General features: G+C 62.1%; 15 protein-coding genes. 11 read left to right on the top strand and 4 right to left on the bottom strand.

The genetic code is table 11. The features are described 5' to 3' along the window. The first annotated feature begins 624 nt into the window (after window positions 1-624). From dnaN to EMB92_RS06725, 6 genes are all read left to right on the top strand, one after another. Entirely contained in the window at window positions 625-1749 is a 1125-nt protein-coding gene (dnaN, locus tag EMB92_RS06750) for a DNA polymerase III subunit beta (RefSeq protein ID WP_043166251.1), read from the top strand. 98 nt (window positions 1750-1847) lie between these two features. Then, window positions 1848-3035, top strand: a complete 1188-nt coding sequence (recF, locus tag EMB92_RS06745) for a DNA replication/repair protein RecF (RefSeq protein ID WP_150394228.1) — start codon at window positions 1848-1850, stop codon at window positions 3033-3035. Next, a complete protein-coding gene (locus tag EMB92_RS06740) occupies window positions 3032-3505 on the top strand; it encodes a DciA family protein (RefSeq protein WP_043166255.1) in 474 nt (157 codons plus the stop codon). The genes recF and EMB92_RS06740 overlap by 4 nt, the downstream gene beginning before the upstream one ends. 180 nt (window positions 3506-3685) lie before the next feature. After that, complete coding sequence (gene gyrB / locus EMB92_RS06735) at window positions 3686-5794, top strand: DNA topoisomerase (ATP-hydrolyzing) subunit B (protein WP_395951874.1); 2109 nt, start codon at window positions 3686-3688, stop codon at window positions 5792-5794. 54 nt (window positions 5795-5848) lie between these two features. After that, window positions 5849-8560 (top strand): DNA gyrase subunit A, encoded by a 2712-nt coding sequence (gyrA, locus tag EMB92_RS06730; protein ID WP_395951872.1) that lies wholly within the window; start codon window positions 5849-5851, stop codon window positions 8558-8560. Window positions 8561-8637: 77 nt separating this feature from the next. Then, a complete protein-coding gene (locus EMB92_RS06725) occupies window positions 8638-9291 on the top strand; it encodes a DUF3566 domain-containing protein (protein WP_150394227.1) in 654 nt (217 codons plus the stop codon). Window positions 9292-9962: 671 nt separating this feature from the next. On the opposite strand, the gene EMB92_RS06720 is transcribed toward EMB92_RS06725, so the two are convergent. Further along, the gene (locus EMB92_RS06720) at window positions 9963-11342 is read right to left on the bottom strand and encodes an ATP-binding protein (RefSeq protein ID WP_150394226.1); all 1380 of its coding nucleotides are present in this window, start codon (window positions 11340-11342) and stop codon (window positions 9963-9965) included. Window positions 11343-12271: 929 nt separating this feature from the next. Between EMB92_RS06720 and EMB92_RS06715 the strand changes: the two genes are divergently transcribed. Then, window positions 12272-13204 carry a carbohydrate ABC transporter permease gene (locus EMB92_RS06715; protein ID WP_150394225.1) on the top strand — a complete coding sequence of 311 codons (933 nt, stop codon included), beginning with the start codon at window positions 12272-12274 and terminating at the stop codon, window positions 13202-13204. Between the two features lie 79 nt (window positions 13205-13283). Further along, the gene (locus tag EMB92_RS06710; RefSeq protein ID WP_223847607.1) at window positions 13284-14258 is read left to right on the top strand and encodes an ABC transporter permease subunit; all 975 of its coding nucleotides are present in this window, start codon (window positions 13284-13286) and stop codon (window positions 14256-14258) included. Between the two features lie 291 nt (window positions 14259-14549). Here EMB92_RS06710 and EMB92_RS06705 read toward each other — a convergent pair whose 3' ends face one another. Then, window positions 14550-15944 (bottom strand): ATP-binding protein, encoded by a 1395-nt coding sequence (locus tag EMB92_RS06705; protein WP_150394224.1) that lies wholly within the window; start codon window positions 15942-15944, stop codon window positions 14550-14552. A 170-nt stretch (window positions 15945-16114) separates the two neighbouring features. Further along, the gene (locus tag EMB92_RS06700; protein ID WP_107044967.1) at window positions 16115-17134 is read right to left on the bottom strand and encodes a LacI family DNA-binding transcriptional regulator; all 1020 of its coding nucleotides are present in this window, start codon (window positions 17132-17134) and stop codon (window positions 16115-16117) included. 218 nt (window positions 17135-17352) lie between these two features. Between EMB92_RS06700 and EMB92_RS06695 the strand changes: the two genes are divergently transcribed. Both EMB92_RS06695 and EMB92_RS06690 read left to right on the top strand, forming a co-directional pair. Then, complete coding sequence (locus tag EMB92_RS06695; RefSeq protein ID WP_150394223.1) at window positions 17353-18699, top strand: ABC transporter substrate-binding protein; 1347 nt, start codon at window positions 17353-17355, stop codon at window positions 18697-18699. Window positions 18700-19018: 319 nt separating this feature from the next. Then, window positions 19019-20143, top strand: a complete 1125-nt coding sequence (locus EMB92_RS06690; protein WP_150394222.1) for an ATP-binding protein — start codon at window positions 19019-19021, stop codon at window positions 20141-20143. A gap of 16 nt (window positions 20144-20159) precedes the next feature. Here the strand turns inward: EMB92_RS06690 and EMB92_RS06685 are convergent, their stop codons facing one another. Further along, window positions 20160-21191, bottom strand: coding sequence for a LacI family DNA-binding transcriptional regulator (locus EMB92_RS06685; RefSeq protein WP_150394221.1), 1032 nt, complete (start codon window positions 21189-21191; stop codon window positions 20160-20162). A gap of 368 nt (window positions 21192-21559) precedes the next feature. Here EMB92_RS06685 and EMB92_RS06680 point away from each other — a divergent pair, with 368 nt between their 5' ends. After that, window positions 21560-24703 carry a beta-galactosidase, LacZ type gene (locus EMB92_RS06680; protein WP_150394220.1) on the top strand — a complete coding sequence of 1048 codons (3144 nt, stop codon included), beginning with the start codon at window positions 21560-21562 and terminating at the stop codon, window positions 24701-24703. Window positions 24704-25012 lie beyond the last annotated feature (309 nt).

Below are 25012 nucleotides of genomic sequence, written 5' to 3'. Positions count from 1 at the left end.
GCCGAAATCGCGCTTCGGGACGGTCCGGCCGGTTCCGCTCTCCGTCCATCTGAAGCGTTTGTGGCGAACGTTTTTCACACTTCAACGGCGAAGTCTGCGAAAACGTGAAAAAATGATCGCCAGAAACGATTCTCCCAGTCGAAAATGCGTCGCAACACTCCGATGATCGCGTAGAATCGAAGAAAAGTTATCCACATAGTTATTCACAAATGTGGGTAACATCGGTGGAGAACCCGTGGATTAGTCCCCATTCCGATGTGGATAACCTGTGGGAAACAAGGCCCCGAATGTGGATGACCCACTCTCGAGTCGGAGGCTGTGGATAAGTCGATAAGTTATCCACAGCACCTGGCACCAGTTATCCACAATCGTCGCCATAGTGGGACACCAAGCGCCGGAACGCGTCGCCCCACTTTTCCACACTATCCACAGCCCTTATTACGACGATTACTTACGTTCTCTCCTTTTGATCGTAATCCTCTGCCCCACTTTTGCGCGAGCGGAGCGAGCTCCCGAAAGTGGGGCACGAAACCCGCGACTAGAATGAATCGCAGTCGACAAACCGCTGCGCACGCGACGGTACGCATGCGTACAGCAACCCAGCATCAGACGAAAGAGGCACCCATGAAGGTAGAAATCAACTCCGCCGCGCTTGCGGACGCAGTGGCCTGGACCACTCGCGTCATCGACACGCGTCCCTCCAACCCGATTCTGGCCGGCATCAAGCTCGAAGCGATCGACGGAACGCTGCAGCTTTCGGCGTTCAACTACGAGATCTCGGCCCGACACCACATCGAGGCCGGCGTCGACGAGTCCGGCGCGGTGCTCGTTCTGGGCAAGCTGCTCGCCGACATCACCAAGTCACTGCCCGCGGAGAAGACCTACCTCGCGACGAACGAGTCGACGATGACGATCACGTCGGGCAAGTCGACGTTCACCCTGCAGCTGATGCCGGCCGCCGAATACCCCGATCTGCCCGGAATTCCGCCGAAACTGGGCCAGGTCGACGCGCCGACCTTCGTGCAGGCGGTCGCTCAGGCGTGCGTCGCGGTCTCCCGCGAGGAGAATCGCCCGGTCCTCACCGGCGTGCGCATGCAGTTCGACGGCGACAAGGTGATCATGACCTCGACCGACCGCTTCCGCCTGTCGCGTGCCAGCTTCACCTGGACGCCGCAGGACGAGAACGTGAACACCACGACTCTGGTGCGCGGCTCCCTGTTGCGCGATGTGGCCCGCTCCCTCGACGAACACCAGAACGTGGTCCTCGATTTCGACACGGAAAGCCCGTCATTGCTTGGTTTTGAGAACGCCGGCCGCACTTCGACCTCGCAGCTGATCGACGGCGAGTTCCCGGCGGTCGATCGTCTGTTCGCCGACGAGTATCCGATCCAGGCGATCATCAACAGGACGCTGCTGATCGATGCGATCAAGCGAGTCGCGCTGGTCGCCGAGCGCAACGCGCCGATCCGCATGGCCTTCTCCGGCCAGGAGCTGACGCTGTCCGCCGGTGCGGTCGACGAGGCGCAGGCCATCGAAACGCTTGACATCGATATGGACGGCGATGAGATCACCGTCGCCTTCAACCCGAGCTACCTGATCGAGGGTCTGTCCGCGATCACCGAACCGTTCGTGCGCATGAAGATGACGACCCCGGTCAAGCCGGTCGAGTTCAACGGCCAGCAGGAGTCGGACTCCGACGAATCGATGGACTACCGCTACCTGCTCGTGCCGATGCGCTTCAACAGCTGATGCACCCCTTCGCCTGACTTTTCGCACTTATTTCGCAGATTTTTGCAAAGTGCGAAAGTCAGGGAAAACTTTTTAACCAAGGAACCAAGGATTCTCCCGTGTACATCTCCCGCCTCGCACTCGACCACTACCGCTCCTGGGAGTCGCTCGTAGTCGATCTCGAACCCGGCGTGAACGTGCTGCACGGCGAGAACGGCCTCGGCAAGACCAACATCGTCGAGGCCATCGAGGTGCTCTCCACCGGCTCCAGTCACCGCACCTCCTCCTCCCTGCCGCTCGTCGAACGCGGCGAATCCAAGGCCACGATCCGCGCCAACGTCGTCGAGAACGCCGGTGACGTTGGCGCGGGCGCCACGGGCGACGATCACCCCGAACCGCGCGTCACCACGTATGAGGCGACGATCGCGACCCGCGGCGCGAACCGCGCCCGCATCAACTCCGGCGCCTCCCGCTACCTGCGCGACATCGTCGGACTCGTCCCCTCGGTCTCGTTCACCCCGGACGACCAGCGGCTCGTCTCGGGCGAGCCCGCCGCACGCCGCACGTTCCTCGATCAGGCCGGCGCGCTGCTCGTGCCCCGCTACGCCGACATGATCCAGCAGTTCACGCGCATCGCCCGCCAGCGCGCCGCCCTGCTGAAGCAGCTCGGCACCCACGAGGGCTCGCCCGACGCGGCCCTGAGCGGGCTGGAGGTGTGGACCGGCCAGTTCATCGAGGCCGGAGTCGCCCTGACCCGCGTGCGCATGCGGATCCTGGAGCGTCTCGCCGCGCCGTTCGCCGCGATCTACGCGCGACTGGCGTCCGGCAGAGGCGCGGCGGGACTCGCCTACGCGCCGTCGTTCACGGAGGTGGCCGACGCAGGTCAGGGCGATCCGAGGCCCGCGATCTCGGCGCATTTCCAGCGCCTGTACGCCGGGGAGATCGCCCGCGGCATCAACCTGATCGGACCGCAGCGCGACGACCTCGCCATCACGCTCGACGGCATGCCCGCGCGCGACTTCGCCTCCAACGGCGAGATGTGGACGATGGCGCTGGCCCTGAGAATGGCGCTGTTCGAGGCCGTCACCGCCGATCGCGGCGTCAGGCCGATCGTCATCCTCGACGATGTGTTCGCGCAGCTGGACGAGTCGCGCAGGGGGCAGATCCTCGACTTCGCGTCCCAGCAGGACCAGGTGCTCATCACCGCGGCCGCGGCGGGCGACATCCCCGGCGGCATCGACGGCGACGACGCGAAGGCGAACATCATCGACGTCGCCGCCCTGCTGCCACGGGAGGACGCGCGATGAAGCCGCCGATCGCCCTGACCCTCAAACTCGACCCGCGCGAACTGCCCGCGAAGGTCTTCGAAGGCTACGCGTCACGCGAGGACGCGCGCCGGCACTGGGCCGAGGAGGCCGAAAAGGCCTGGGAGAGCTTCGGCAAGCCAGGACGCGACCCGGCGAGGCTCGGCGGCGTCGCGAACCTGATCGCCAGGGACGGCAAGTGGATCCCCCATCTCAAGATCTCCCAGCTCAACAACCACTGGGACCAGGTCGTCGGCCCGCTCGTCGCGCAGCATTCGCACGTCGTCGCGTTCAGGGACGGCGTGCTCACCATCGGCACCGAATCGCCCGTATGGGCCACGCAGCTGACCTACCTCATCCCGCAGCTCAACGAGAAGATCCGCGGCAGTCTCGAGGGACTCGACATCCGCGACATTCGCGTGGTCGGGCCCACCGCCGGATACAACCGGCGCTGGGTGCGCAACCGGAAGTAGCGGTGGCCGCCATCGCTGCGTGAGAAGTCCATATGCCTCATATATGGCGTTCGTCGGTAAAGACGAGTAGAATCACATGCAGTATGGTCAAAACGCTCCAAGACCCCTTAGAATGCGATTTTGGGGCAAGGACCCGCGAAACAACCCTTCGCGTGAAGTGAAATTGCAGGAGGAAGCCCTGTGGCGGATTCGTTGGACAAAGCCGAGAGCAAGGAAGAACAGCTCAAGGCCGCGGACGAACACATCAACAACACCGAATTGCAGGAAGGCGAGCTCGACGAGTCGATGACACCCGAGCACTACGACGCCTCCGATCTCAAGGTGCTCGAAGGCCTCGAGGCGGTACGCATCCGCCCGGGCATGTACATCGGTTCTACGGGTCCGCGCGGCCTGCACCACCTCGTCTACGAGATCGTCGACAACTCCGTCGACGAGGCGCTCGCCGGCTACGCCAGCCACATCGAGGTGTCGATCCTGCCGGACAACGGCATCCGCGTCGTCGACGACGGTCGAGGCATCCCGGTCGACGAGGTGCCCGGCGAAGGCATCTCCGGCGTCGAGACGGTCATGACCAAGCTGCATGCCGGCGGCAAGTTCGGCGGCGGCGGATACGCGGTCTCCGGCGGTCTGCACGGCGTCGGCATCTCCGTGGTCAACGCCCTGTCCACGCGCGTCGACATCGAGGTGCGTCGTCAGGGATTCCACTGGACGCAGACCTACATCGACCAGCATCCGACCGCGCGCCTGGCCAAGGGCGAGCCGATGGGCGAGGACGAGTCGACCGGCACGTCCGTCACGTTCTGGGCGGATCCGGCGATCTTCGAGACCACGGTCTACGACTTCGAGACCCTGCGCGCCCGCTTCCAGCAGATGGCGTTCCTCAACAAGGGCCTCAGGATCACCCTGACGGATCTGCGTCAGCCCGATCAGGCCGGCGACGAGATCACCGGCGAGGACGGTGACGGCGAGTCCGACGGCGTGCGCCATGAGACCGTCACCTACCAGTACGCGAACGGCATCCAGGACTACGTCGCCTACCTCGTCAGGTCGCGCAAGTCGACGCCGGTCGAGGACGAGGTCATCAACTTCGACGCCGAGGATCTGAAGCTCGGCATCTCCGCCGAGATCGCGATGCAGTGGACCACCGCCTACTCCGAGTCGGTGCACACGTTCGCCAACACGATCTCCACCACCGAGGGCGGCACCCACGAGGAGGGCTTCCGCGCGGCGCTGACGGGTCTCGTCAACCGCTACGCGCGTGAGAAGGGCATCCTCAAGGACAAGGACGAGAACCTCTCCGGCGACGACGTGCGCGAGGGCCTGACGGCCGTGGTGTCCGTCAAGCTCACCAACCCGCAGTTCGAAGGTCAGACGAAGACCAAGCTCGGCAACTCCGAGGCGAAGACCTTCGTCCAGCGCGTGATGACCGACAAGCTCGGCGACTGGCTCGACGCCCACCCGAGCGAGGCGAAGAACATCATCCAGAAGGCGATCGAGGCGTCCCGCGCGCGCATCGCCGCGAAGAAGGCGCGCGAGAACACGCGCCGCAAGTCGATCTTCGAGTCGGCCGGCATGCCGGACAAGCTCAAGGACTGCCAGTCCAGCAATCCGGAGGAGTGCGAGCTGTTCATCGTCGAGGGCGATTCGGCAGGTGGCTCCGCCATCCAGGGCCGCAACCCGATCACGCAGGCGATCCTGCCGCTTCGAGGCAAGATCCTCAACACCGAGCGCGCAAGCCTCGACCGCATGATGAAGTCCGACACCATCGAATCGCTGATCACCGCGGTCGGCGGCGGCTACGGCGAGGACTTCGACCTGTCGAAGGTGCGCTACCACAAGGTCATCATCATGGCCGATGCCGATGTCGACGGCGCTCACATCGCCACGCTGAACCTGACGCTGTTCTTCCGCTACATGCGCCCGATGATCACCGCCGGATACGTGTACGTGGCCATGCCGCCGCTGTACCGCATCAAGTGGACCAAGGGCGCGCACGACTTCGTGTACACCGACTCCGAGCGCGACCGCGTGCTCGCCGAAGGCAGGCAGAAGGGCCGCCAGCTGCCCAAGGGCGAAGGCATCCAGCGCTACAAGGGTCTGGGCGAGATGAGCTATCAGGAGCTGTGGGAGACGACCATGGATCCGGAGCATCGCGTGTTGAAGCAGGTGCAGATCGAGGACGCGGCCGCGGCCGACGAGACGTTCTCGATGCTCATGGGCGACGAGGTCGAGCCGCGTCGTCTGTTCATCCAGCGCAACGCGCGCAACGCCGCCTGGATCGACGCCTGACGGAATCCAGCGAAGTCGAAGCTCGAAGTCACAGTCACAAAGGAATGTTAAGAAGTGGCAGACGAAACCAATAACACGATCAACCCGGACGACAACGCCGGGAACCCGGATCAGCATCCGGAGAACCCGGAGCTGAATCCGGGCGAGGGCTCGATGGAGCCGCTGAGCCCGCAGGAGGCCGACAACACCGACTACGGCCTGATGACCGGCGAACGCATCCAGCGCAAGGATCTGCGCGCCGAGATGCGCGAGTCGTACCTCGCCTACGCGATGAGCGTCATCGTCGACCGCGCCCTGCCGGACGTGCGCGATGGCCTGAAGCCCGTGCATCGCCGCGTGATCTACGCGATGTACGACGGCGGCTACCGTCCCGACCGCGGCTACAACAAGTGCTCCCGCGTCGTCGGCGACGTGATGGGCAAGTACCACCCGCACGGCGACTCCGCGATCTACGACACCCTCGTGCGCATGGCCCAGTCGTGGTCGATGCGCTACATGCTCGTTGACGGACAGGGCAACTTCGGCTCCCCCGGCGACGATCCGGCCGCCGCCATGCGTTACACCGAGTGCCGCATGGCGCCGCTGTCGATGGAGATGGTGCGCGACATCGACAAGGACACCGTCGACTTCGTGCCCAACTACGACGGCAAGACCGAGGAACCGACCGTGCTCCCCTCGCGCTTCCCGAACCTGCTGGTCAACGGCTCGTCCGGCATCGCCGTCGGCATGGCCACCAACATCCCGCCGCACAACCTGCGCGAGGTCGCCGACGGCGTCCACTGGGCGCTCGAGCACCCCGAGGCGAGTCGCGAGGAGCTGCTCGAGGCACTGATCGCCCGCATCAAGGGCCCGGACTTCCCCACCGGAGCCACGATCCTCGGCCACAAGGGCATCGAGCAGGCATACCGCACCGGCCGCGGACTGATCACGATGCGCGCCGTGGTCAACACCGAGGAGATCAAGGGGCGCATGTGCCTCGTGGTTACCGAGCTGCCGTATCAGGTCAACCCGGACCGTCTCGTCGTCTCGATCCGCGAGGCCGTGCGCGACGGCAAGATCCAGGGCATCGCCGATATGCGCGACGAGACCTCCGGCCGCACCGGCCAGCGCCTCGTGCTCGTCCTCAAGCGCGACGCCGTGCCGAAGGTCGTGCTCAACAACCTGTACAAGCACTCGCAGCTCCAGCAGACGTTCGGCGCGAACATGCTCGCCCTTGTCGACGGCGTGCCGCGCACCCTCTCGCTCGACGCGTTCGTGCGTCACTGGGTGTCCCACCAGCTCGACGTGATCGCCCGCCGCACCGCGTACTTGAAGCGCGAGGCCGAGGAGCGCGATCACATCCTGCAGGGCCTGCTCAAGGCGCTCGACGCCATCGAGGAGGTCATCCGCCTCATCCGTTCCAGCCAGGGACGCGAGGACGCCCGCCCCAAGCTCATGGAGTTCCTCGACATCGATCAGGTGCAGGCCGACGCGATCCTGTCCATGCAGCTGGTGCGACTGGCCAACATGGAGGCGCAGAAGATCATCGACGAGCACAACGAGCTGCAGCGTCGTATCGCCGACTACGCCGACATCCTCGCCAAGCCGGAACGCCAGCGCACGATCGTCGGCGAGGAGCTCGACGAGATCGTCGCCAAGTACGGCGACGACCGTCGCACGCGCATCCTGCCGTTCTCCGGCGAGATGACCGACGAGGACCTGATCCCCGAGGAGAACGTGGTCGTCACGGTCACGCACTCCGGCTTCATCAAGCGCACCAAGGCCGACGAATACCGCGCGCAGCACCGCGGCGGCAAGGGCATCAAGGGCGCCAAGCTGCGCGAGGACGACGTGGTCGACCACTTCTTCCTCACCTCGACGCACAACTGGCTGCTGTTCTTCACCAACAAGGGCCGCGTGTACCGCATCAAGGCGTACGAGCTGCCCGAGGGATCGCGCGACTCCAAGGGCCAGCACGTGGCGAACCTGCTGCAGTTCGGCCCGGACGAGACCATCCAGGCCGTGCTGTCCATCCCGAACTACGAGGTGACCAAGTACCTGGTGCTCGCCACCCGCTCCGGCAAGGTCAAGAAGACCGCGCTCTCCGAGTACGATTCGCCGCGTCAGGGTGGACTCATCGCCATCCGACTGATGGCCGACGAGAACGGCGAGAACGCCGACGAGGTCATCGGAGCCGCGCTGTGCAACGCCGAGGACGACATCATCCTCGTCTCCAGGCAGGGCATGAGCCTGAAGTTCGAGGCGAACGACGATCAGCTGCGTCCGATGGGCCGCCAGACCGCCGGCGTGCAGGGCATGAAGTTCCGCGAGGGCGACGAGCTGCTCGCGATGGACGTCGTGTGGGGCGACACCGACAAGGATCTCCTCGTCGTCACGAACGAGGGCTTCGCCAAGCGCTCCGCGATCAGCGAGTACCGTCTTCAGGGCCGCAACGGCCTGGGCATCAAGGCCGTGCAGCTGGCCGAGGGCCGTGGATCGCTCGTCGGCGCGCTCGTCGTGTCCGAGGACGATCAGGTGATGGCCATCATGAAGTCCGGCAAGGTGATCCGCTCCGACGTGGCCGAGGTCAAGCGCACCGGTCGCAACACCCAGGGCGTCACGCTCGCCAAGCCCGACAAGGGCGACGAGATCATCTCGATCGCGCTGAACGCGGAGAAGGATGAGGATGCCGCCTCGGGCGATGACGAGAATGTGGCCCAGTCGGCTGAGACTCAGTCTGATGTCCAGACGACGGAGAATGTGAACAACCCCACGGATGGCGAGTAATCGTCTGTAAACGTTGCTAGTCTCGGCTACAGATTTCATCTCACGCCTACAGACCAGCGGAATCGTGAAGGAGCAATATGAGCGACAACCGAGAAGAGCAGCGGGAGGGCGCCGTGCCCGAAGTGGCGCTGCCGGAGCGTCCCGAGTCCGGAGCGACGACCGCGATCCCGACCGGCGAGCAGCCGGCCGAGCAGCCCGCGTCGTTCGCCGAGACGTCGGCTGAGCAGCCCGCGTCCGTGCCCGTCGAGGAGCATTCGCCGCGCGTGGCGCGTTCCGCGTCCAACAAGCCGGTGATCGGCGAGGCCGGTCGCGGTGCCGAGTCGGCCTCCGGCGCGCCGGTACGTCCTGGCGTTCGCCGCGGCACCCCGCGTGCCCGCCGCATGAACCTGTCGCTCACGCGCCTCAACGTGTGGAGCGTGGCCAAGGTGTCGTTCATGATGGGCGTCGCCGGAGCGATCATCCAGATCGTGGCCGCCACGCTCGTGTGGCTGTTGCTGAGCGCGGTCGGCGTGTTCGGACAGATCACCAACATCGTGGCCTCCACCGGTCTCGACACCGGCGGTCTCGACCTGACCAGCGTGTTCTCGCTGCCCACCGTGCTGTCGGTGGTGACGATCCTCGCGATCGTCGGCATCGTCCTGTGGACCCTGCTGTGCACGATCCTCGCCGCGATCTATAACGTGGTCAGCTCCTTGGTCGGCGGCATCCACGTCACCCTCGGCGACGACTGATCCCGGGCCAGTACGGGCCAGTTGATGGTACTGGCCAGTTGATACTGACCGGTACCCGGACGGTGGCCCGGGCTGCTGGCCGGTCGGTGGTACTGGCAGTGGTTCGGGCGGACGGTTTTCCGGTTGGTTTCCGTTTGCTGACCGTCCGGTAGTACTGGCGGTGGTCCAGGTGGCTGGTTTCCGGTCCGGGCCCATCCCCATCATCCTTCGAAAGGCTCCCCCACGGGAGCCTTTTTTCGTATCCGGGGTGGCTTGTGGATGACTCGTGGTGACCGGTGCCGGTGTACGTATTATTCCCCGGAATACCCATGGTGGTGACCGGTGATGTGGTGCTGGCGGGCCGGTGGTGTGGTTGTCTGTGTAGTTTCCCCGTGGGATACACCCTGGTCCCCTGATGTAGGTTTCCTCTGGGAGTACCTATGGCGGCCGGTGCCGTACGTTCCCTGTGGGTGCCTACGGTGCCGGTGGTGGGGTGCCGTGTACGTTCCCCGTGGGCATAACCCTCGATGCCACCGGGAACGTACGCTTCCCCATCGTCAGCGTACGTTTGTCCGGGTCATTATTTGTACCATCCGGCAGAACGTACTCTTACCGAGAATGAGGGTACGTTTTGCCGGATGGGCGCCGAGAAAACCCCGCTGAGCGTACGCTGATCAGCTGTCAGTGTACGGTCAACGGGGGTGCAGGCCTCCGTCCTCCGATTCGCCATTGATGGTGAATGCGGCATACAGAGGAAGACTGATGAGCGGTATTTCGGTTCCGGCGACGACATCGGAGCCGAAATCTCGCTCGGACAATCGGTAGGCTTTGGGTGACCGGCCGGTCTGCACGAACCGTTTCAGACTTTTCGCCGTGACGTTTCGTCCTGATTTGACTTCAACGGGAATGACCTGACCGATACGGTTCTGGAACACGAAATCCAGTTCGCCTCGTTCCTTTCCACCGGACATCCAATAGAACGTATCAAGTCCATTCGCCTTAAGTGACTGCATGACATAGTTTTCGGCCAATGCTCCGCGGAACTCAGAGGACAGTAGCTGGGCGGTCTCGGGTCGTAGTAGCAGATGAGCGTCGATGCCGAACTTGAAGAACATGATGCCGGTATCCGCTACGTAGACTTTGAAGAAGCTCCCCTCCTCATCGGAGTACGGGGCGAGTGGCGCCTCCATGTCGTTCGTCATCTCGTTTCTATTGACGATTCCCGCGGTCTCCAGCCATTCCAAGGGCTCCAGCAGTCGTTCTCGCCGACCTCCGCGGATGACGTCCGAGTATTTGAACTTCTTCGTACTCGAACGTAGCAGCTGCTTGGGCAGGCTATCCCAGATCCGTTTCGCCGCAATGCCGCTGATGCCATTGTCCGGGTCGGTCATGTCGTTGACATAGGTTTCGTTGATCTCTCGTTGTTCCTGTGTCACGGCGTCGAACGAGTGAGTGGTGCGATATACGTCCACCGGCTTCGGCATGCCGCCTATGGTGAGGTATCGATGATACAGATCCAGAGCCTTATCATGCAGAATGAATGATGTTCGACTGTCGGCATGTTCGCGGATCGAATCGGCCAGAGGACGTTCGTCGAGGGCCCAGAGAAACTCCTCGAAGTCCAATGGCTGCAAATCCAACTGTCTGACTCCTGACGGGAACGGCAGCCGACGTTTCTTCACCGTGACGCTGAACAGACTGCCGGTGGCGATGACCTTCCACTTGGTTCCGGAGAAGAAACGTAGGGAATTGAGAGCTTTCTCGCTGAGCTGGATCTCGTCGAAGAACAACAGCGTGCTCCCCATCTCACATCGTTTGCCGGTGTATTCGCGGATTCTCGCAACGATGGAGTCGATGTCGTTGGTCGGTACATCGAAGATCCTCTCGATGGTGTCGAGGTCCGTTTGCAGGTCGAGTTTGACCATGTCCCCGTTGAACAGTTCTTGAGCCATATGCTCCACAAGATATGTTTTGCCGGTGCGCCGGGCTCCGCGGATAAGCAGGGGACGTGTATCGTCCGATAAGGCCCATGTCCTGATGTCATCGGTCAATCTGCGTTGCATGTAGGTCATGTCGTGTTCCTTTGATGTGCCGTCCGTCCACCTGTGTACGTGATTTTATCTCTGTTGTTGTACTTGATGTACACGATTTTGTATGAATTCATGTACATGTTGTACGTGAATTCATACAAATGTCTGTGATATCCACCTGACCGGTGGTCCGTGTGGTGGTGCCGGTGATAGAGGTGTTCGTGCAGGTTCCCTGTGGAATACACCATGGTCCCCTGATGTAGATCCCTCTGGAGTACCCGTGGTAGCCGGTATACATTGCTCGTGGGAAGTCATGGGTACCCATGGTGGCCGGCGTACGTTGCCTATGGGTGTGCCGGTGGTGGGGGGCGTGTACGTTCCCCGTGGATGGCGGTTGGTGAGGATGCGTAGCGCCTCGTCCACGAGGTGGTCGTACGTTCCCCGTGGGTATGACCGTCGGTGTCACCGAGAACGTACGTTCCCCCATCGTCAGCGTACGTTTGTCCGGGTCATTATTCGTGCCATCCGGCAGAACGTACGCTCATGCTCGGTAAGGGTACGTTCTACCGGATGGACTCCGAGAAAACCCCGCCGGACGTACGCTGAGTCGTGGTAGACGTACGTTTTTGCGGGTAGGGGAAGAAAAGCTCCCGTTGGACGTACGTTGATCCGTCGTCAGTGTACTTCCAATGGGATCGGGCTTGAACTCCCCGTCGGGTGGTGTCGGTCACGCAGAACAGGGCGTCGCGCACCTGCGATTCGTATCGCAAGCTGTGCATCCACACTTCTGGGGACGATGATTGGTAAAACACCATCCCCAACCAGTAAATCGATAAAGTAAATTCGTTACCAAAATGATATGAATGCGGTATGTAACCGGTCACAAGAGTGCTATAGTTAATCGTGTGACCGGTTACAGTGCCGGCTGTTCGATGTCGAGGAACAGCTCTTTCAAAGGAGAGGAGTCGATAATGGCTTCAGCACAGGCTTCGTCCGCTGCGGTGCCCACTGGGTCGTCCGTGGCGCGGGAGAATAGGCATAAGCCGGATTGGCGTGGTTGGAAGTTCATGGCGCCGTTTGCGGTGGTGTTCGTGTTCGTGTTCATCATTCCGATCGTGTACGCGATCTATATCAGTTTCTTCAAGAAGCAGATGATCGGCGGCACGAAGTTCGTCGGTGTGGAGAACTATCTGCGTCTGTTCGGTGACGCGCAGTTCTGGAGCAGTGTGGGTCGTGTGGCGTTGTTCACGTGTGTGCAGGTGCCGATCATGTTGTTCCTGTCGGCGTTGATGGCGTTGGCGTTGGATTCGATGAAGCTGCATGGTACGAAGTTCTTCCGTATCTCGACGTTCCTGCCGTATGCGGTGCCGGCCGTGGTGTCCACGTTGATCTGGGGTTTCGTGTATGGCGCGAAGTACGGTCTGGTTGGTTCCCTGAACGGTGCGCTGGGCACGAATCTGGATATGTTCGCGCCGAGTGTGTTGCTGGCGTCGATCGGCAACATCGTGACGTGGGAGTTCACGGGCTACAACATGCTGATCTTCTACAGCTCGCTGTCGACGATCCCGCACAGCCTGTATGAGGCGGCGAGCATTGACGGCGCGAGCGAGTGGCAGATCGTCAAGAGCATCAAGTTGCCGGAGCTTCGTGGTTCGTTGGCGATCACGGTGATCTTCTCGATCATTGGTTCGTTCCAGCTCTTTAATGAGCCTTCGATTTTGCAGAACATGGTGCCGGGTAATGCGATCACGACGTATTACACGCCGAACATGTACGCGTACAACCTGAGCTTCTCAGGTAACCAGAGCAATTATGCGGCGGCGTTGGCGATCACGATGGCGGTGATCACGATGGCGATCGCGTACGCGGTGCAGTTGAACAGCATGAAGGAGCAGATGAAGTGATGACGGTTTCGATGATGATGTCCGTTGTGATGGTGAAGGAGCGTGCGTGATGAGTGCGGTGTCGGCTACCCTCGGTCGTATGAGCGCGGCTGATCTCAAGGCCCAGGAGAAGGCCGCCAGGCAGGCGGAGCGCGAGCGTCAGAAGCGCATCGCCCGTGACGAGGCCGCCGAGAGGAAACGCAGCGCGAAGGCCGGTTTCGCGAATGTGAACAATCCGCGCCGTAGCGTGTGGATGACGGTGGTGTGTGCGATCTTCGCGATCTACTGCCTGTTCCCGTTCGTGTACCTGCTGATCAACGCGACGAAGACCCAGGCGGACTTCACGTCGACGTTCGGTCTCGGGTTCGGCAAGAGCTTCGCCCTGTGGGACAACATCGTGACGGTGTTCACGTATCAGGACGGGATCTTCGGCCGCTGGCTGATCAACACCCTCCTGTACGTCGTGGTCGGCGCCGGCGGCGCGACCCTGCTGGCGATCATGGGCGGCTACGCCCTCGCCAAGTTCCGTTTCCCGGGTCGTAAGGCCGTGTTCGCGGTCATCATCGGCAGTATTTCGGTGCCGGGTATCGCGCTGGCGGTCCCGCAGTTCCTCCTGTTCGCCAAGCTCGGGCTGACGAACACGCCGTGGGCCATGATCATCCCGTCGCTCATCTCGCCGTTCGGACTCTACCTGATGTGGATCTTCTCGGATCAGGCGGTGCCGACGGAGTTGCTGGAGGCTGCGCGCGTGGATGGCGCGTCGGAGTTTCGTACGTTCTGGCAGATCAGTCTGCCCCTGTTGGCGCCGGGTATTGTGACGACGGCGCTGTTCACGATTGTGGCGACGTGGAACAACTACTTCCTGCCGTTGATCATGTTGAAGGACGCGGACTGGTATCCGTTGACGATCGGTCTGAACCAGTGGAAGGACCAGGCGTCCACGGCGGGTGGTCAGGCGATCCAGAATCTGGTGATCACGGGCTCGCTGATCACGATCATCCCGTTGGTGATCGCGTTCCTCGCCCTGCAGAAGTACTGGCAGTCCGGCCTCGCCGCCGGCGCCGTCAAGGAATGATCAGTTCGCCTCGGCTTCATTAGGTATCACGTCGGCCGGGCATGGGGATTGTCCTCATGCCCGGCCGACGTTTTCATTGTTCCGGTGTTCCGGTGGCCGGGGCTTGGGCGGATGCGTCATGTTCGACACGCTCCGGGCCGCTCTGGCCAAGTCTTTACGGTCGGACACGACGCATCCGCCCACGCCCCTCGTTTCGCTGTTCCGTTGCGTATGCATGGTTGCGTGTGCAGGTTGGCTAGATGGGACAAGGCGATGCGTCGGTACGGGGGCCGTGCAATGCGGGGCTGGTCATCACATGTCGTCGAAGGAGACGAGCGTTATGGCGGCGTCGTTGCTGGCTGCATTGCGTACCGGCTCGTCGAAGCCGGATTTGGCGAAAAGCATGTAACGGTTGTCGTTTGCGTGCAACAAGTCGGCGCGGTGCTGCAACGTCTCAAGCTCTCTCATACCGCTGGGGATGCTGCGCCACTTGCATTCGCAGAACAGCATCTGTTTCGGATCTTCTCCTGAACCTACGATATCGATCTCCTCCTGACGACGGGTGCGGGGATCGGCTCCCCACCATCGACCGGTTTGCAACAGCAGGAACGGGAGGTCGTCGGTCCCGTTCCTCATCCACAGCCATTGCGTACAGATGTCCTCGAACACCTGGCCCATGAAATCGGTGATCGAACGCATGATACGGTCGGTCGCAAGATCGGATCGACCTGATTGAATCAGTGACATATTTATCGGTACGAAGCGATACCAGAACCGGAAGAATGAGTCTTCGATCCTGTAGATAGTTTTGCGCGGCGAATCCTGCTGGAACGGTGTCTCCTTGCGCACGATGCCCAAATCGATCAGATTGCGCAAGTATGTGGAACAGTTGGACGTTTCCATATGGCAGGCCGTTGCTATGGTGTTCGAGCGTGAGGCGCCCGAGGCGATCGCTTGGATGATGGCGTTGTATTCAGCCGGGTTGCGAAGCTCCTGTTTGAGCAGATTGTCCGGTTCCTCAAATAGATAGCAATCGGGATCGATGATGTTCCAACGTATGTTATCGCGAATGGTCATGGAGTCATCGATCTGATTCAGGTACTGCGGGATGCCGTCCGTCAGCCCATAGGCAATCGCCGCATCCTCCGCGCTGAACCGTGGCAGGAACCGTCGGACGTCTGTGTATCCGAATGGTTCCACTTTGATCTGTGCAGTACGACGACCGTACAGCGGGCTTTCATAGCCGAGCACCTGACGTTCCATGAACGACATGGATGAACCGCACAGGATAAGCATGAGTCGGCTGTCGTCTTTATGGCGGTCGATTGCGTGCTGCAGCACCGAATTGGCCGACCGATCGGCTTTGGCGAGATATGGATACTCGTCGATGACGAATGCGATACGTTGCGTGCGTGCAAGTTCGAAGACGGCATGCAAAGCCTCCTCGAAATTACGGAATATGGGTGCCGATTCCATCGCGGCATCACCCTTCTCGAACAGGGCGATACTGCGGCTGAGTGCTTCAAGATTCCGCGACTCGCTGGATTCGATGGCAGAGAAGAAAATGGTCGGTCTGTCGTTGAGGAATTCGTTGATCAGCGTGGTTTTGCCGACGCGTCTTCTGCCGTACACGACGACGCATTCAAAGGCGTTGGTGTTCCATCGACGTTGCAAGGTGGCGAGTTCGCGATGTCTGCCTATGAACATAGTCCCGGCCTCTTCTCCGATTTATAGAATCGTAATTTACTAAATCACGATTCTATAAATCAGGGAAGAGAGATGCAACATGGACGTATGCACATCGGTTTGGGCGGGCTGGTTTAGCGGTGATGGGTGTTTCACGTGGAACACCCACCGCGTTCCACGCGGGCGTTGTTTCACGCCGACTGGCGTTCGACGATCGAGGTAGGCAGGAGCTTGATGTAGTGATCCTCCACCTGCTCGCCGCGCATCATCTTCAGCAACAGTTCGGCCATCGTCTGGCCGTGCAGGATCGAGTCCTGTCGGACCGTGGTGAGTTTCGGATTGGCGAGGATCGCCATCGAGGAATCGTCGAAACCGGTCACCGCGATATCGTCTGGTACACGATACCCGAAGCGCGTGAGTTGGTTAATCACGCCGACCGCGATGTTGTCATTCGCGCACACGAACCCGTTGATGTGATTGAGCATCGGCTGGAACTCGACCGCGGCCATCTCGCCGCTGGTGATCTCCCAGTCGTCGGCGTAGTAGACCTGACGCTCGTTGAACCGCTCTCCCATCGCCTGCTTGAACCCCTCGAGGCGGTTCACCGCGGACGGCGAGTAGCCCGGTCCGCACACGTACACGAGATCCGCGCGGTCCTTGTCGAGGAGATAGCGAGTGATGTCGCGTTGGCCGTCCCGGTTCGTGAAGTCGACCGCCGGATACGGCAGGTCGCCTCGGTCCCCGGCCTCCGAACGCACCACTGGACGACTGATGTTGAGGAACGTGTTGGCGAGTAAGTTGTCGTTGCTCAGCGAGAACAGCAGGTAGCCGTCGGCGAAGTCGCTGCGCACCAGCTTGGCGATGCGCTCGGTCGACTCGTCCGAATTGGCGATGAGCGTGACCATCTGGTAGCCGGCGTCACCGAGCGTCTGGTTCGCGCCGGTCATCGCCTCACTGACGCTGGCCTGCACGATCGTCTCGTTCGATTCGACCTGAATGATCAGCGCGACGGTGAGCGTGCGCTGCTGCGCCAGCGACTGCGCCGCCCTGTTCGGCGTGTACTCGAGCTCCCTGATGGCCGCGGCGATGCGTCTCGAAGCATCCTTGGAGACGTGGTTGTTGCCGTTGAGATAGCGGGAGACGGTGCCGTAGGAGACACCCGCCTGCTGCGCCACGTCACGTATCGTAACCTTCTTCCTCGTCGTCTTCATATACGTCATCGTATTCACCTCTCTGCCCTCTGTCCGACGCCGTGCTTTGTTGCCGTGTGCCACTGCAAGCAGGCGTCATCACGCTCCTTGTTCTTCGTCGAAGCGACACGCGGATTGTGACCGGTTACACACCAGTGTATACTCATTGCTGTAACCGGTCACACGGAGTGTTGCGGGGCCGGGAGAACAAAGCCTCAAGGAAGAGAAAGGCAAGTAACATGAGCTTCTCGATGAAGAAGTCGGTGGCACTGATTGGCGCTGCAGCCATGCTGGTTTCCGTTGCTGCGTGCGGCGAATCATCGTCGTCCTCCAGTCAGGGCAGCGCCGGCGACGCTAGCGGCGACGTCACGCTGAACCTGTGGGCATGGGAGCCCACCCTCAAGCCGGTCATCGAAGCGTTCCAGAAGAAGTACCCGAACATCAAGATCGACTTCAACAACACCGGTAAGGCCGACACCACCGTCACCTCACTGAACAACGCGATCCAGGCCGGCAGCGGCATCCCGGACGTCGTCCAGCTCGAGTACATGACCATCCCGCAGTTCGTCATCGGCGAGCAGAGCCAGCTGGCCAACATCAAGGACAAGACCTCCGGCTTCGACAGCTTCTACACCCCGGGCACCTGGAACTCCGTGAGCATCAACGACGGCGTGTATGCGCTGCCGATGGATTCCGGCCCGCAGGCCATGTTCTACAACAAGGCCACCTTCGACAAGGCCGGCGTCACCGAGATTCCGAAGACCTGGGACGAGTACTACGAGGCCGCCAAGAAGATCCACGCCCTCGGCCCGAACTACTACATCACCGCCGACACTGGCGACATCAAGGTGATGACCGCGTTCCTGTGGCAGGCCGGCGCCAAGCCGTACGAGTCCAAGGGCGAGAACGTCACCATCAACTTCAAGTCCGACCCCGAGGTCAAGACCGTCGCCGAGTACTGGCAGAAGCTGATCGATGAGGACCTCATCAACACCAAGGTCGCCACCTGGGCCGACGAGTGGAACCGCGGCATCGGCGACGGCACCATCGCCTCCATCTTCGAGGGCGCCTGGATGCCGGCCAATCTGGTCTCCAACTCCGCGGCCGCGAAGGGCAACATGCGCGTCGCTCTGCAGCCGAACTGGGACGCCAGCAAGCCGTCCAACGGTGAGAACGGTGGTTCCGCGCTGGCCGTGACCGCCGCCTCCAAGAACCAGGACGCCGCCTACAAGTTCATCGAGTTCGCGAACCACAGCAAGGAAGGCATCAAGATCCGTACCGACGGCGGTGCGTTCCCGGCCGACAAGGACACCCTGAAGGACGCCGACTTCCTCAAGGGCTCCGACGAGGTGCGCGCCTACTTCGGTGATCAGGACTACAACCAGGTCCTCGCCGAGGCCGCCAACCAGGTCACCTCCTCCTTCCAGTTCCTGCCCTACGCCGGCCAGGCCAACACTATCTACGGCGATTACGTCGGCAAGGCCTACACCGACAAGTCCACCACGCTCATGAAGGGCCTGTCCGCCTTCCAGGACGCGCTGGTCAAGTACGGCAACGATCAGGGCTTCACCGTCAAGGAAGGCTGATCCTGAGCCTCTGCTCTCCCCCAGTCAGCTGTGCTGACAGCCCCCTCGTCAGAGGGGGCCGGGAGGGGGCGTGGATGATCGCGGGAAGGCCGATCACCTTCCCCGAGATCCCTCATAGATCACTCATACTTCGCACGAATCTCCTCTCATCCGGCCGGGGCTCCGCTTCACGCGGGGCCTCGGCTTTTCCTATGCTCGTGAGTTCCCGCTGACAGGATATGAAAAGTTAGAAAAGAATAAACAAACTTAGAAAAAGATAAAAAAGGATATGAAAGCATAGAAAAGGAGAGCAATCGTCGTATCACGATCGAGGTGACGTATGCCGAATCCGTTCAGACCATCCGCAGGGGCGAACCCGCCGTATCTCATCGGCAGAGACTCGGTATTGGATGAATTCGATGACTCACTGGAATCGGGCCCCGGTTCGCCTTATCGACTAATGCGTATCACCGGAAGCCGTGGGTCCGGGAAAACCGTATTGTTGAATTCCCTCGGGAAACGTGCCCGCGCTCGACACTGGACGGTTTTTGATGAGACCGCCACTCCGGGATTTATCGGCAATCTCATACTGACACTGCGTTCAGAATACGGTTCCCGGAGCATCAAATCCATCGATCTTCCCAGCGTGGGCATCGAAGGGGTGGGAAGTGCCGATCTAGGCAAAGTCGAATTCAACGAGACGACCTTGCCCATGACATTGCGTGCGACACTCACCGATGCGTTGGATCGCATCGGGAAACGGCATTCCGATCATGGACTACTGATCACCGTCGATGAAACACAAGGTGCCAATGTCAGCGACCTTCGCGCACTGGCAACGGCGGTCCAACATCTGATTCGAGAGGAACGGAACATCGCGGTGGCCTTTGCGGGACTTCCCGGCATGACGTCCTCGTTGCTGCATGACAACGTCATCACTTTTCTCAGGCGTGCGATGCCGGTCGAATTGGAGGACATCTCCCTTGGCTTGGTCAGCGACGCCTTTGAAGAGGTCATCACGGCCAATGGCGGCGCCATCACTCCCGAAGCGTTGCAGATCGCCACGGAGGCGACGCATGGGTATCCTTTCATGATTCAGCTTGTCGGATACAACATCTGGCGAAAGGCGTCCGGATCGGTCATCGACGCGGGGGCGGCGCGTGCCGGTGTCGAGGCGGCGCGTATTCGTCTTGGCGGTACCGTGCATGAACCGGCGATCGAGGATCTGTCCAGTGTCGATCGCACATACCTGCTGGCCATGGCGCAGGATCAGGGGCCATCGCGCACGGGAGACATCGCTCAGCGATTGGGCAAAGATCCCCAGTATGCGGGGCGATACCGTGAACGTCTCATTCAGGCGGGAATCATCTATCCGTCGGCATATGGGTACGTGGACTTCACCATCCCATATCTACGTCAATGGTTGCAGGAGCATGCGGCCACGCTGATGCTGGGAGGCAACTGACGCGGGTCGTCTCCCTCTATTTCGCTGGCTCGGCCGGCGTGAAGCTGTCGCGCACCACCAGCTTCGTGGATAGGAGCGTGTGCTGTTTGATGTCGGTGTCGTAGCTCAGCGAGTCGGACAGCGTGTGCAGCGCGGTGCGGGCCAGCGCCTGCTGATCGATGTCGAACGTGGTGAGGGTCGGCGAGGTGTACTGCGCGATCGACTGGTTGTTGATGCTGATCAGCTCCACATCGCGCGGTACGACGATCCCCGCCTTGGTGAACGACTGCAGCACGCCCACGGCCAGCGAGTCGGTGGTCACGATGAAGCAGTCCGGCAGGTCGCCGGACGTGTCGCCGGCGAACGTCTCGACGACCCGCTCCCCCAGCTCGCGTCCGTTGTCGACGCTCACCGGGCCGCCTACGAACAGAAGCCCTTCGGTCGGCAGTCCGAGCCGTTCGCACCAGTTGCGGTAGGCCATCGTGCGGATGTCCTCCGGGTATTCGTGCCCGCCCATCATGCGCCCGGTGCCGCCGATCAGTCCGATGCGGCGCATGCCGCGCGCCATCGCAAGATCGAGCGCATCGAGAATCGTCTGCGGCAGGTCCGGCTGGACCGAGTCGAACAGGTCCGGCGCGGGATTGACGTCGATGAAGACGCCGTGCGGCAGAGCGTCGTGCAGCCGTTTCAGCTCGGGGTACGAGTATAGCTGTGAGCCGATCGCGATGAACCCGTCGAACTGGTTCGCGTTGTCGATCAGATGGGCGATTTCGGAGTGGAACGACAACGTCACATGCAGCTGCTGCGCGGTGTCGAGCAGGGTCGAGCGTAGTTCGCGGTAGTACGCGTTGTTGAGTTCCTCGTCATCGGTGATGCCGTCAAGCACCGCCACATCGCGCATCGCGACGAACTGGCGGTCCTGCGGTTCGTAGCCGAGGCGCTCGCTGACTTCGAGGATCTTGCGGCGCGTCTCCTCCTTGACCGAGAAGGTCGGGTCGCCGTTGAGCAGGCGCGAGACGGTCGCCGGTGAGAATCCCGCCTGTTTCGCGATTTCCTTGATCGTGACCATGTTGTTGTTCGCTGCTCCTTCGCGGGGCGGATCGTGCGTTTGATACCGCCCTCAAGCTGATTGGTAATGCGTTTACTAACGTCCATCCTAGCGCATGGCACGCTCGCGGCGTCGATTCGCTGTGTGTCAGCCGGACTGGTTCTGGGCTGGCTGCCGGAGGTGAGGGAGGAGAAGGCGACCATCGCGACGGTGCTGGGGCTGTTGGAGCCAGCTTTGCTGACAGCCCCTCGTCAGAGGGGTCGGTGACATCGAGCGCCGTTTCGATGAACTTGCACTGTGGGTGCGTGAAGACTATTTTTAGTAAAAGATTTACTCCAGAGTTGCGCCGACGGAGCAGTACGCAATAACGGACAGAAAGGGCAAAGACTATGACCAGTACTCAGCCGGACAATCACACGATGCACGCCGATCGCTTCGATCCGGCATGGCTTGACGATCCGCGCACGTTCGAGGTCAATCGCCTCGACGCGCATTCCAGCCATCGCTACTACGACCACGTCCCCGGCGCGGGCGAAACTTCGGACTTGAAGCAGAGCCTCGACGGCGCGTGGAGCGTCAAGGTCGTCGATCTCGCCGACTACGGCAAGGACGCATTTGGTGCCGATCCGCTCGCCGCATTCGCCGCCGCTGACTTCCAGCCGATCGATGTGCCCTCCACGCTCGAGACCCGCGGCTTCCTGAGCCACAAGTACGTCAACCAGCAGTACCCGTGGTCCGGTCACGAGGCTCCGGCGACCCCCGCCATCCCCGAACACAACCACGTCGCGTTCTACCGCCGCGGGTTCGCCGCCTCCCCGAAGGTCGCCGCCGCGCTCAGTGCCGGCCACACCGTCACCCTGACCTTCCACGGCGCGTCGACCGCGATCGCCGTATGGCTCAACGGCGCGTTCATCGGCTACAGCGAGGACTCCTTCACCCCCAGCGAGTTCGACGTGACCTCCGCCCTGCACGAGGGTGAGAACACGCTCGACGTCGCCGTCTTCGAATACTCCTCCGCCAGCTGGCTCGAGGACCAGGACTTCTGGCGCATGCACGGCATCTTCCGCTCGGTCGAGCTCGCCGCGCATCCGGCCGTCTACGTCGAGAACCTCAAGATCGATGCCGACTATGACCACACGACCGGCGCGGGCACGCTCGACGTCGCGGCGACGGTCGTGGGCAAGGCCGCATCGATCGAGGTCGCACTGCTCGACGCCGACGAATCGGTCGTCTGGCAGGACACCAAGGACGTCAATGATGCCAATGATTCCAAGGGTGCCGCGTCCGCCGAAACCCTGACCTGGCGCACGAAGCTCGCCAAGGTCGCCCCGTGGAGTGCCGAGGAGCCGACCCTGTACACGCTTGCCGTCACCGCGCTTGACGCCGACGGCCACGTGATCGAGGTCGCGACGCAGCGCATCGGCTTCCGTCACTTCGCCATCGAAGACGGCATCATGAAGATCAACGGCAAGCGCGTGATCTTCAAGGGAGTCAATCGCCATGAGTTCGATGCGCGCGAGGGCCGCGCGGTGTCCGAGGAAGTCATGGTCCAGGACATCCGCGAGTTCAAGCGACTCAACATCAACGCCGTGCGCACCTGCCACTACCCGAACCAGATTCGCTGGTACGAGCTGTGCGACGAGTACGGCATCTACGTGCTCGACGAGACCAACCTCGAGACCCACGGCAGCTGGACCGATTCGGGCGACGTGTTCCAGCCCGCCCGCGCGATCCCCGGCAGCAAGGACGAGTGGCGCGCCGCGTGCGTCGACCGCGCGGAGAGCATGCTGCGCCGCGACTACAACCATGCGAGCGTCGTGATCTGGTCGCTCGGCAACGAGTCGTTCGGTGGTGACGTGTTCTACACAATGCGCGACTTCTTCCACGCCAACGACCCGTTCCGCCCGGTGCACTACGAGGGCGTGTTCAACGATCCCGAGTTCGCCGCCGCCACCGACATCGAGAGCCGCATGTACGCCAAGCCGGCCGAGATCGTCGAGAAGTACCTCGGCGACGACGCCGACAAGCCGTACATCTCCTGCGAATACTGCCACTCGATGGGCAACTCCTCCGGCGGCCTGCACCTGTACACCGAGCTCGAGAAGTACCCGAAGTACCAGGGCGGCTTCATCTGGGATTACGTCGATCAGGCCCTGTTCCAGCGCCTCGGCGACGGCACCGAGCGCCTCGCCTACGGCGGTGACTTTGACGATCGCCCGAACGACTACGAGTTCGCCGGCGACGGCATCGTCTTCGCCGACCGCACCGTCTCCCCCAAGGCGCAGGAGGTCAAGCAGCTGTACGCCAACGTGAAGCTGGTTCCGGATGAGTCCGGCGTCACGATCACGAACGACAACCTGTTCGTGTCGACGGCCGACTACGTGTTCACCGCGCGCGTCCTCGTCGACGGCATCGAGCGCTGGCACGCCGACTATCGCTTCGACGTGTCCGCCGGCGCGAAGGTCCGCGAGCCGATCGCGTTCCCACACGTCACCGATCTGGTGCCGCTGTCCGGCCGCGCCGAGGTCACGTACGAAGTCGACCAGCGTCTCGCCGAGGCGACCGACTGGGCGCCCGCCGGCTACGAACTGGCGTTCGGTCAGCACACGGCGATCGTGTCGTTCGATGGCGATGGCGATTCCGCTGCCGATGTCTCCGCATCCAAGGCGGTCATCGCCGAGGACGGCTTCAACTCCGGCATCCACAGCGATGTCGCCGAAGTCCTCCTGTCCAAGACGGCCGGCGGCATGGTGTCGTTCCGTTACGGCGACCGCGAGATGGTCATCCGTCGCCCGAACCTGACGACGTTCCGCGCGCTCGTCGACAACGATCGCGGCAACGGATCCGGCTTCGATCGCGCCCAGTGGTTCGCCGCCGGACGCTACGCCCGCGTCACCGGCACGTCGATCGAGAAGACCGCCGACGGCACCGGCCTCGTCGCACGCTACGACTACGAGCTCGCCGACGCCAAGCGCACGCCGGTCATCGTGCGATACGAGGTCGACGCGGCCCTGCACGTGCACCTGACCGTCAAGTACGCGGGTGAGGAGGACGCGCCGACCCTGCCGGCGTTCGGCCTCGAATGGACGCTGCCGGCGCAGTACGATCACCTGAAGTTCTACGGACTCGGCCCCGAGGAGACGTACGCCGACCGCCTGCACGGCGCGAAGCTGGGCGTCTACTCGCGTACCGCCGCCGAGGACTGCGCACCGTACCTGATGCCCCAGGAGACCGGCAACCATGAGGGCGTGCGCTGGGCCGAGATCACCGACGTGGACGGCCACGGCATGCGCGTCGCTGCGGCTCCGGGCGCTTCGCCGTTCGCTGTGAGCCTGCTGCCGTACAGCTCGCTGATGCTCGAGGAGGCCACCCACCAGAACGAACTGCCGCCGGTTCGTCACACGTTCCTGCGCCTGCTCGCCGCCCAGATGGGCGTCGGCGGCGACGACACGTGGGGCGCACCGGTCCACGACGAGTTCCAGCTGCCCGCCGACAAGCCGCTGACCCTCGACGTGACCCTCCAGCTCATCTGAGTCATCCGATATTCCTGGACATTCCGGCCGCCCCGGTTGCCTCGGATGTCCTTGGATGTCCCCGGATGTCCCCGGTTGGCCACATCCCGGTTGCCTCGGATGCCCGACCCCGGCCATTTCGGACATCCTCCGTCCTCCCAACGGGGGTAACCGTCGCTCGACCCCACGGACCGTACGCTGAGCAATCGTCAGCGTACGGTCCATGGGGGTATCATCTTGCAATCCCCCGCATTCGTACGCTGCGGACTGGCAGGCGTACGAAATCGGGGGATTTCGTCGTTCAAGCCCCGAACACCGTATGCTGCGATC

Origin of the sequence: Bifidobacterium callitrichos, from assembly GCF_008698085.1 — a bacterium.
Lineage (GTDB): Bacteria > Actinomycetota > Actinomycetes > Actinomycetales > Bifidobacteriaceae > Bifidobacterium > Bifidobacterium callitrichos.
Note: the sequence above shows the minus strand (reverse complement) of the source record. Positions and strands in the feature narration are given on the sequence as shown.

What these genes read in the sequence shown, in the direction of transcription:
- dnaN (WP_043166251.1), top strand. Translation starts at nt 625, where the DNA reads ATGAAGGTAGAAATCAACTCCGCCGCGCTTGCGGACGCAGTGGCCTGG.
- EMB92_RS06740 (WP_043166255.1), top strand. Translation starts at nt 3,032, where the DNA reads ATGAAGCCGCCGATCGCCCTGACCCTCAAACTCGACCCGCGCGAACTG.
- EMB92_RS06725 (WP_150394227.1), top strand. Translation starts at nt 8,638, where the DNA reads ATGAGCGACAACCGAGAAGAGCAGCGGGAGGGCGCCGTGCCCGAAGTG.
- EMB92_RS06720 (WP_150394226.1), bottom strand. Translation starts at nt 11,342, where the DNA reads ATGACCTACATGCAACGCAGATTGACCGATGACATCAGGACATGGGCC.
- EMB92_RS06715 (WP_150394225.1), top strand. Translation starts at nt 12,272, where the DNA reads ATGGCTTCAGCACAGGCTTCGTCCGCTGCGGTGCCCACTGGGTCGTCC.
- EMB92_RS06710 (WP_223847607.1), top strand. Translation starts at nt 13,284, where the DNA reads ATGAGCGCGGCTGATCTCAAGGCCCAGGAGAAGGCCGCCAGGCAGGCG.
- EMB92_RS06705 (WP_150394224.1), bottom strand. Translation starts at nt 15,944, where the DNA reads ATGTTCATAGGCAGACATCGCGAACTCGCCACCTTGCAACGTCGATGG.
- EMB92_RS06700 (WP_107044967.1), bottom strand. Translation starts at nt 17,134, where the DNA reads ATGAAGACGACGAGGAAGAAGGTTACGATACGTGACGTGGCGCAGCAG.
- EMB92_RS06695 (WP_150394223.1), top strand. Translation starts at nt 17,353, where the DNA reads ATGAGCTTCTCGATGAAGAAGTCGGTGGCACTGATTGGCGCTGCAGCC.
- EMB92_RS06690 (WP_150394222.1), top strand. Translation starts at nt 19,019, where the DNA reads ATGCCGAATCCGTTCAGACCATCCGCAGGGGCGAACCCGCCGTATCTC.
- EMB92_RS06685 (WP_150394221.1), bottom strand. Translation starts at nt 21,191, where the DNA reads ATGGTCACGATCAAGGAAATCGCGAAACAGGCGGGATTCTCACCGGCG.
- EMB92_RS06680 (WP_150394220.1), top strand. Translation starts at nt 21,560, where the DNA reads ATGACCAGTACTCAGCCGGACAATCACACGATGCACGCCGATCGCTTC.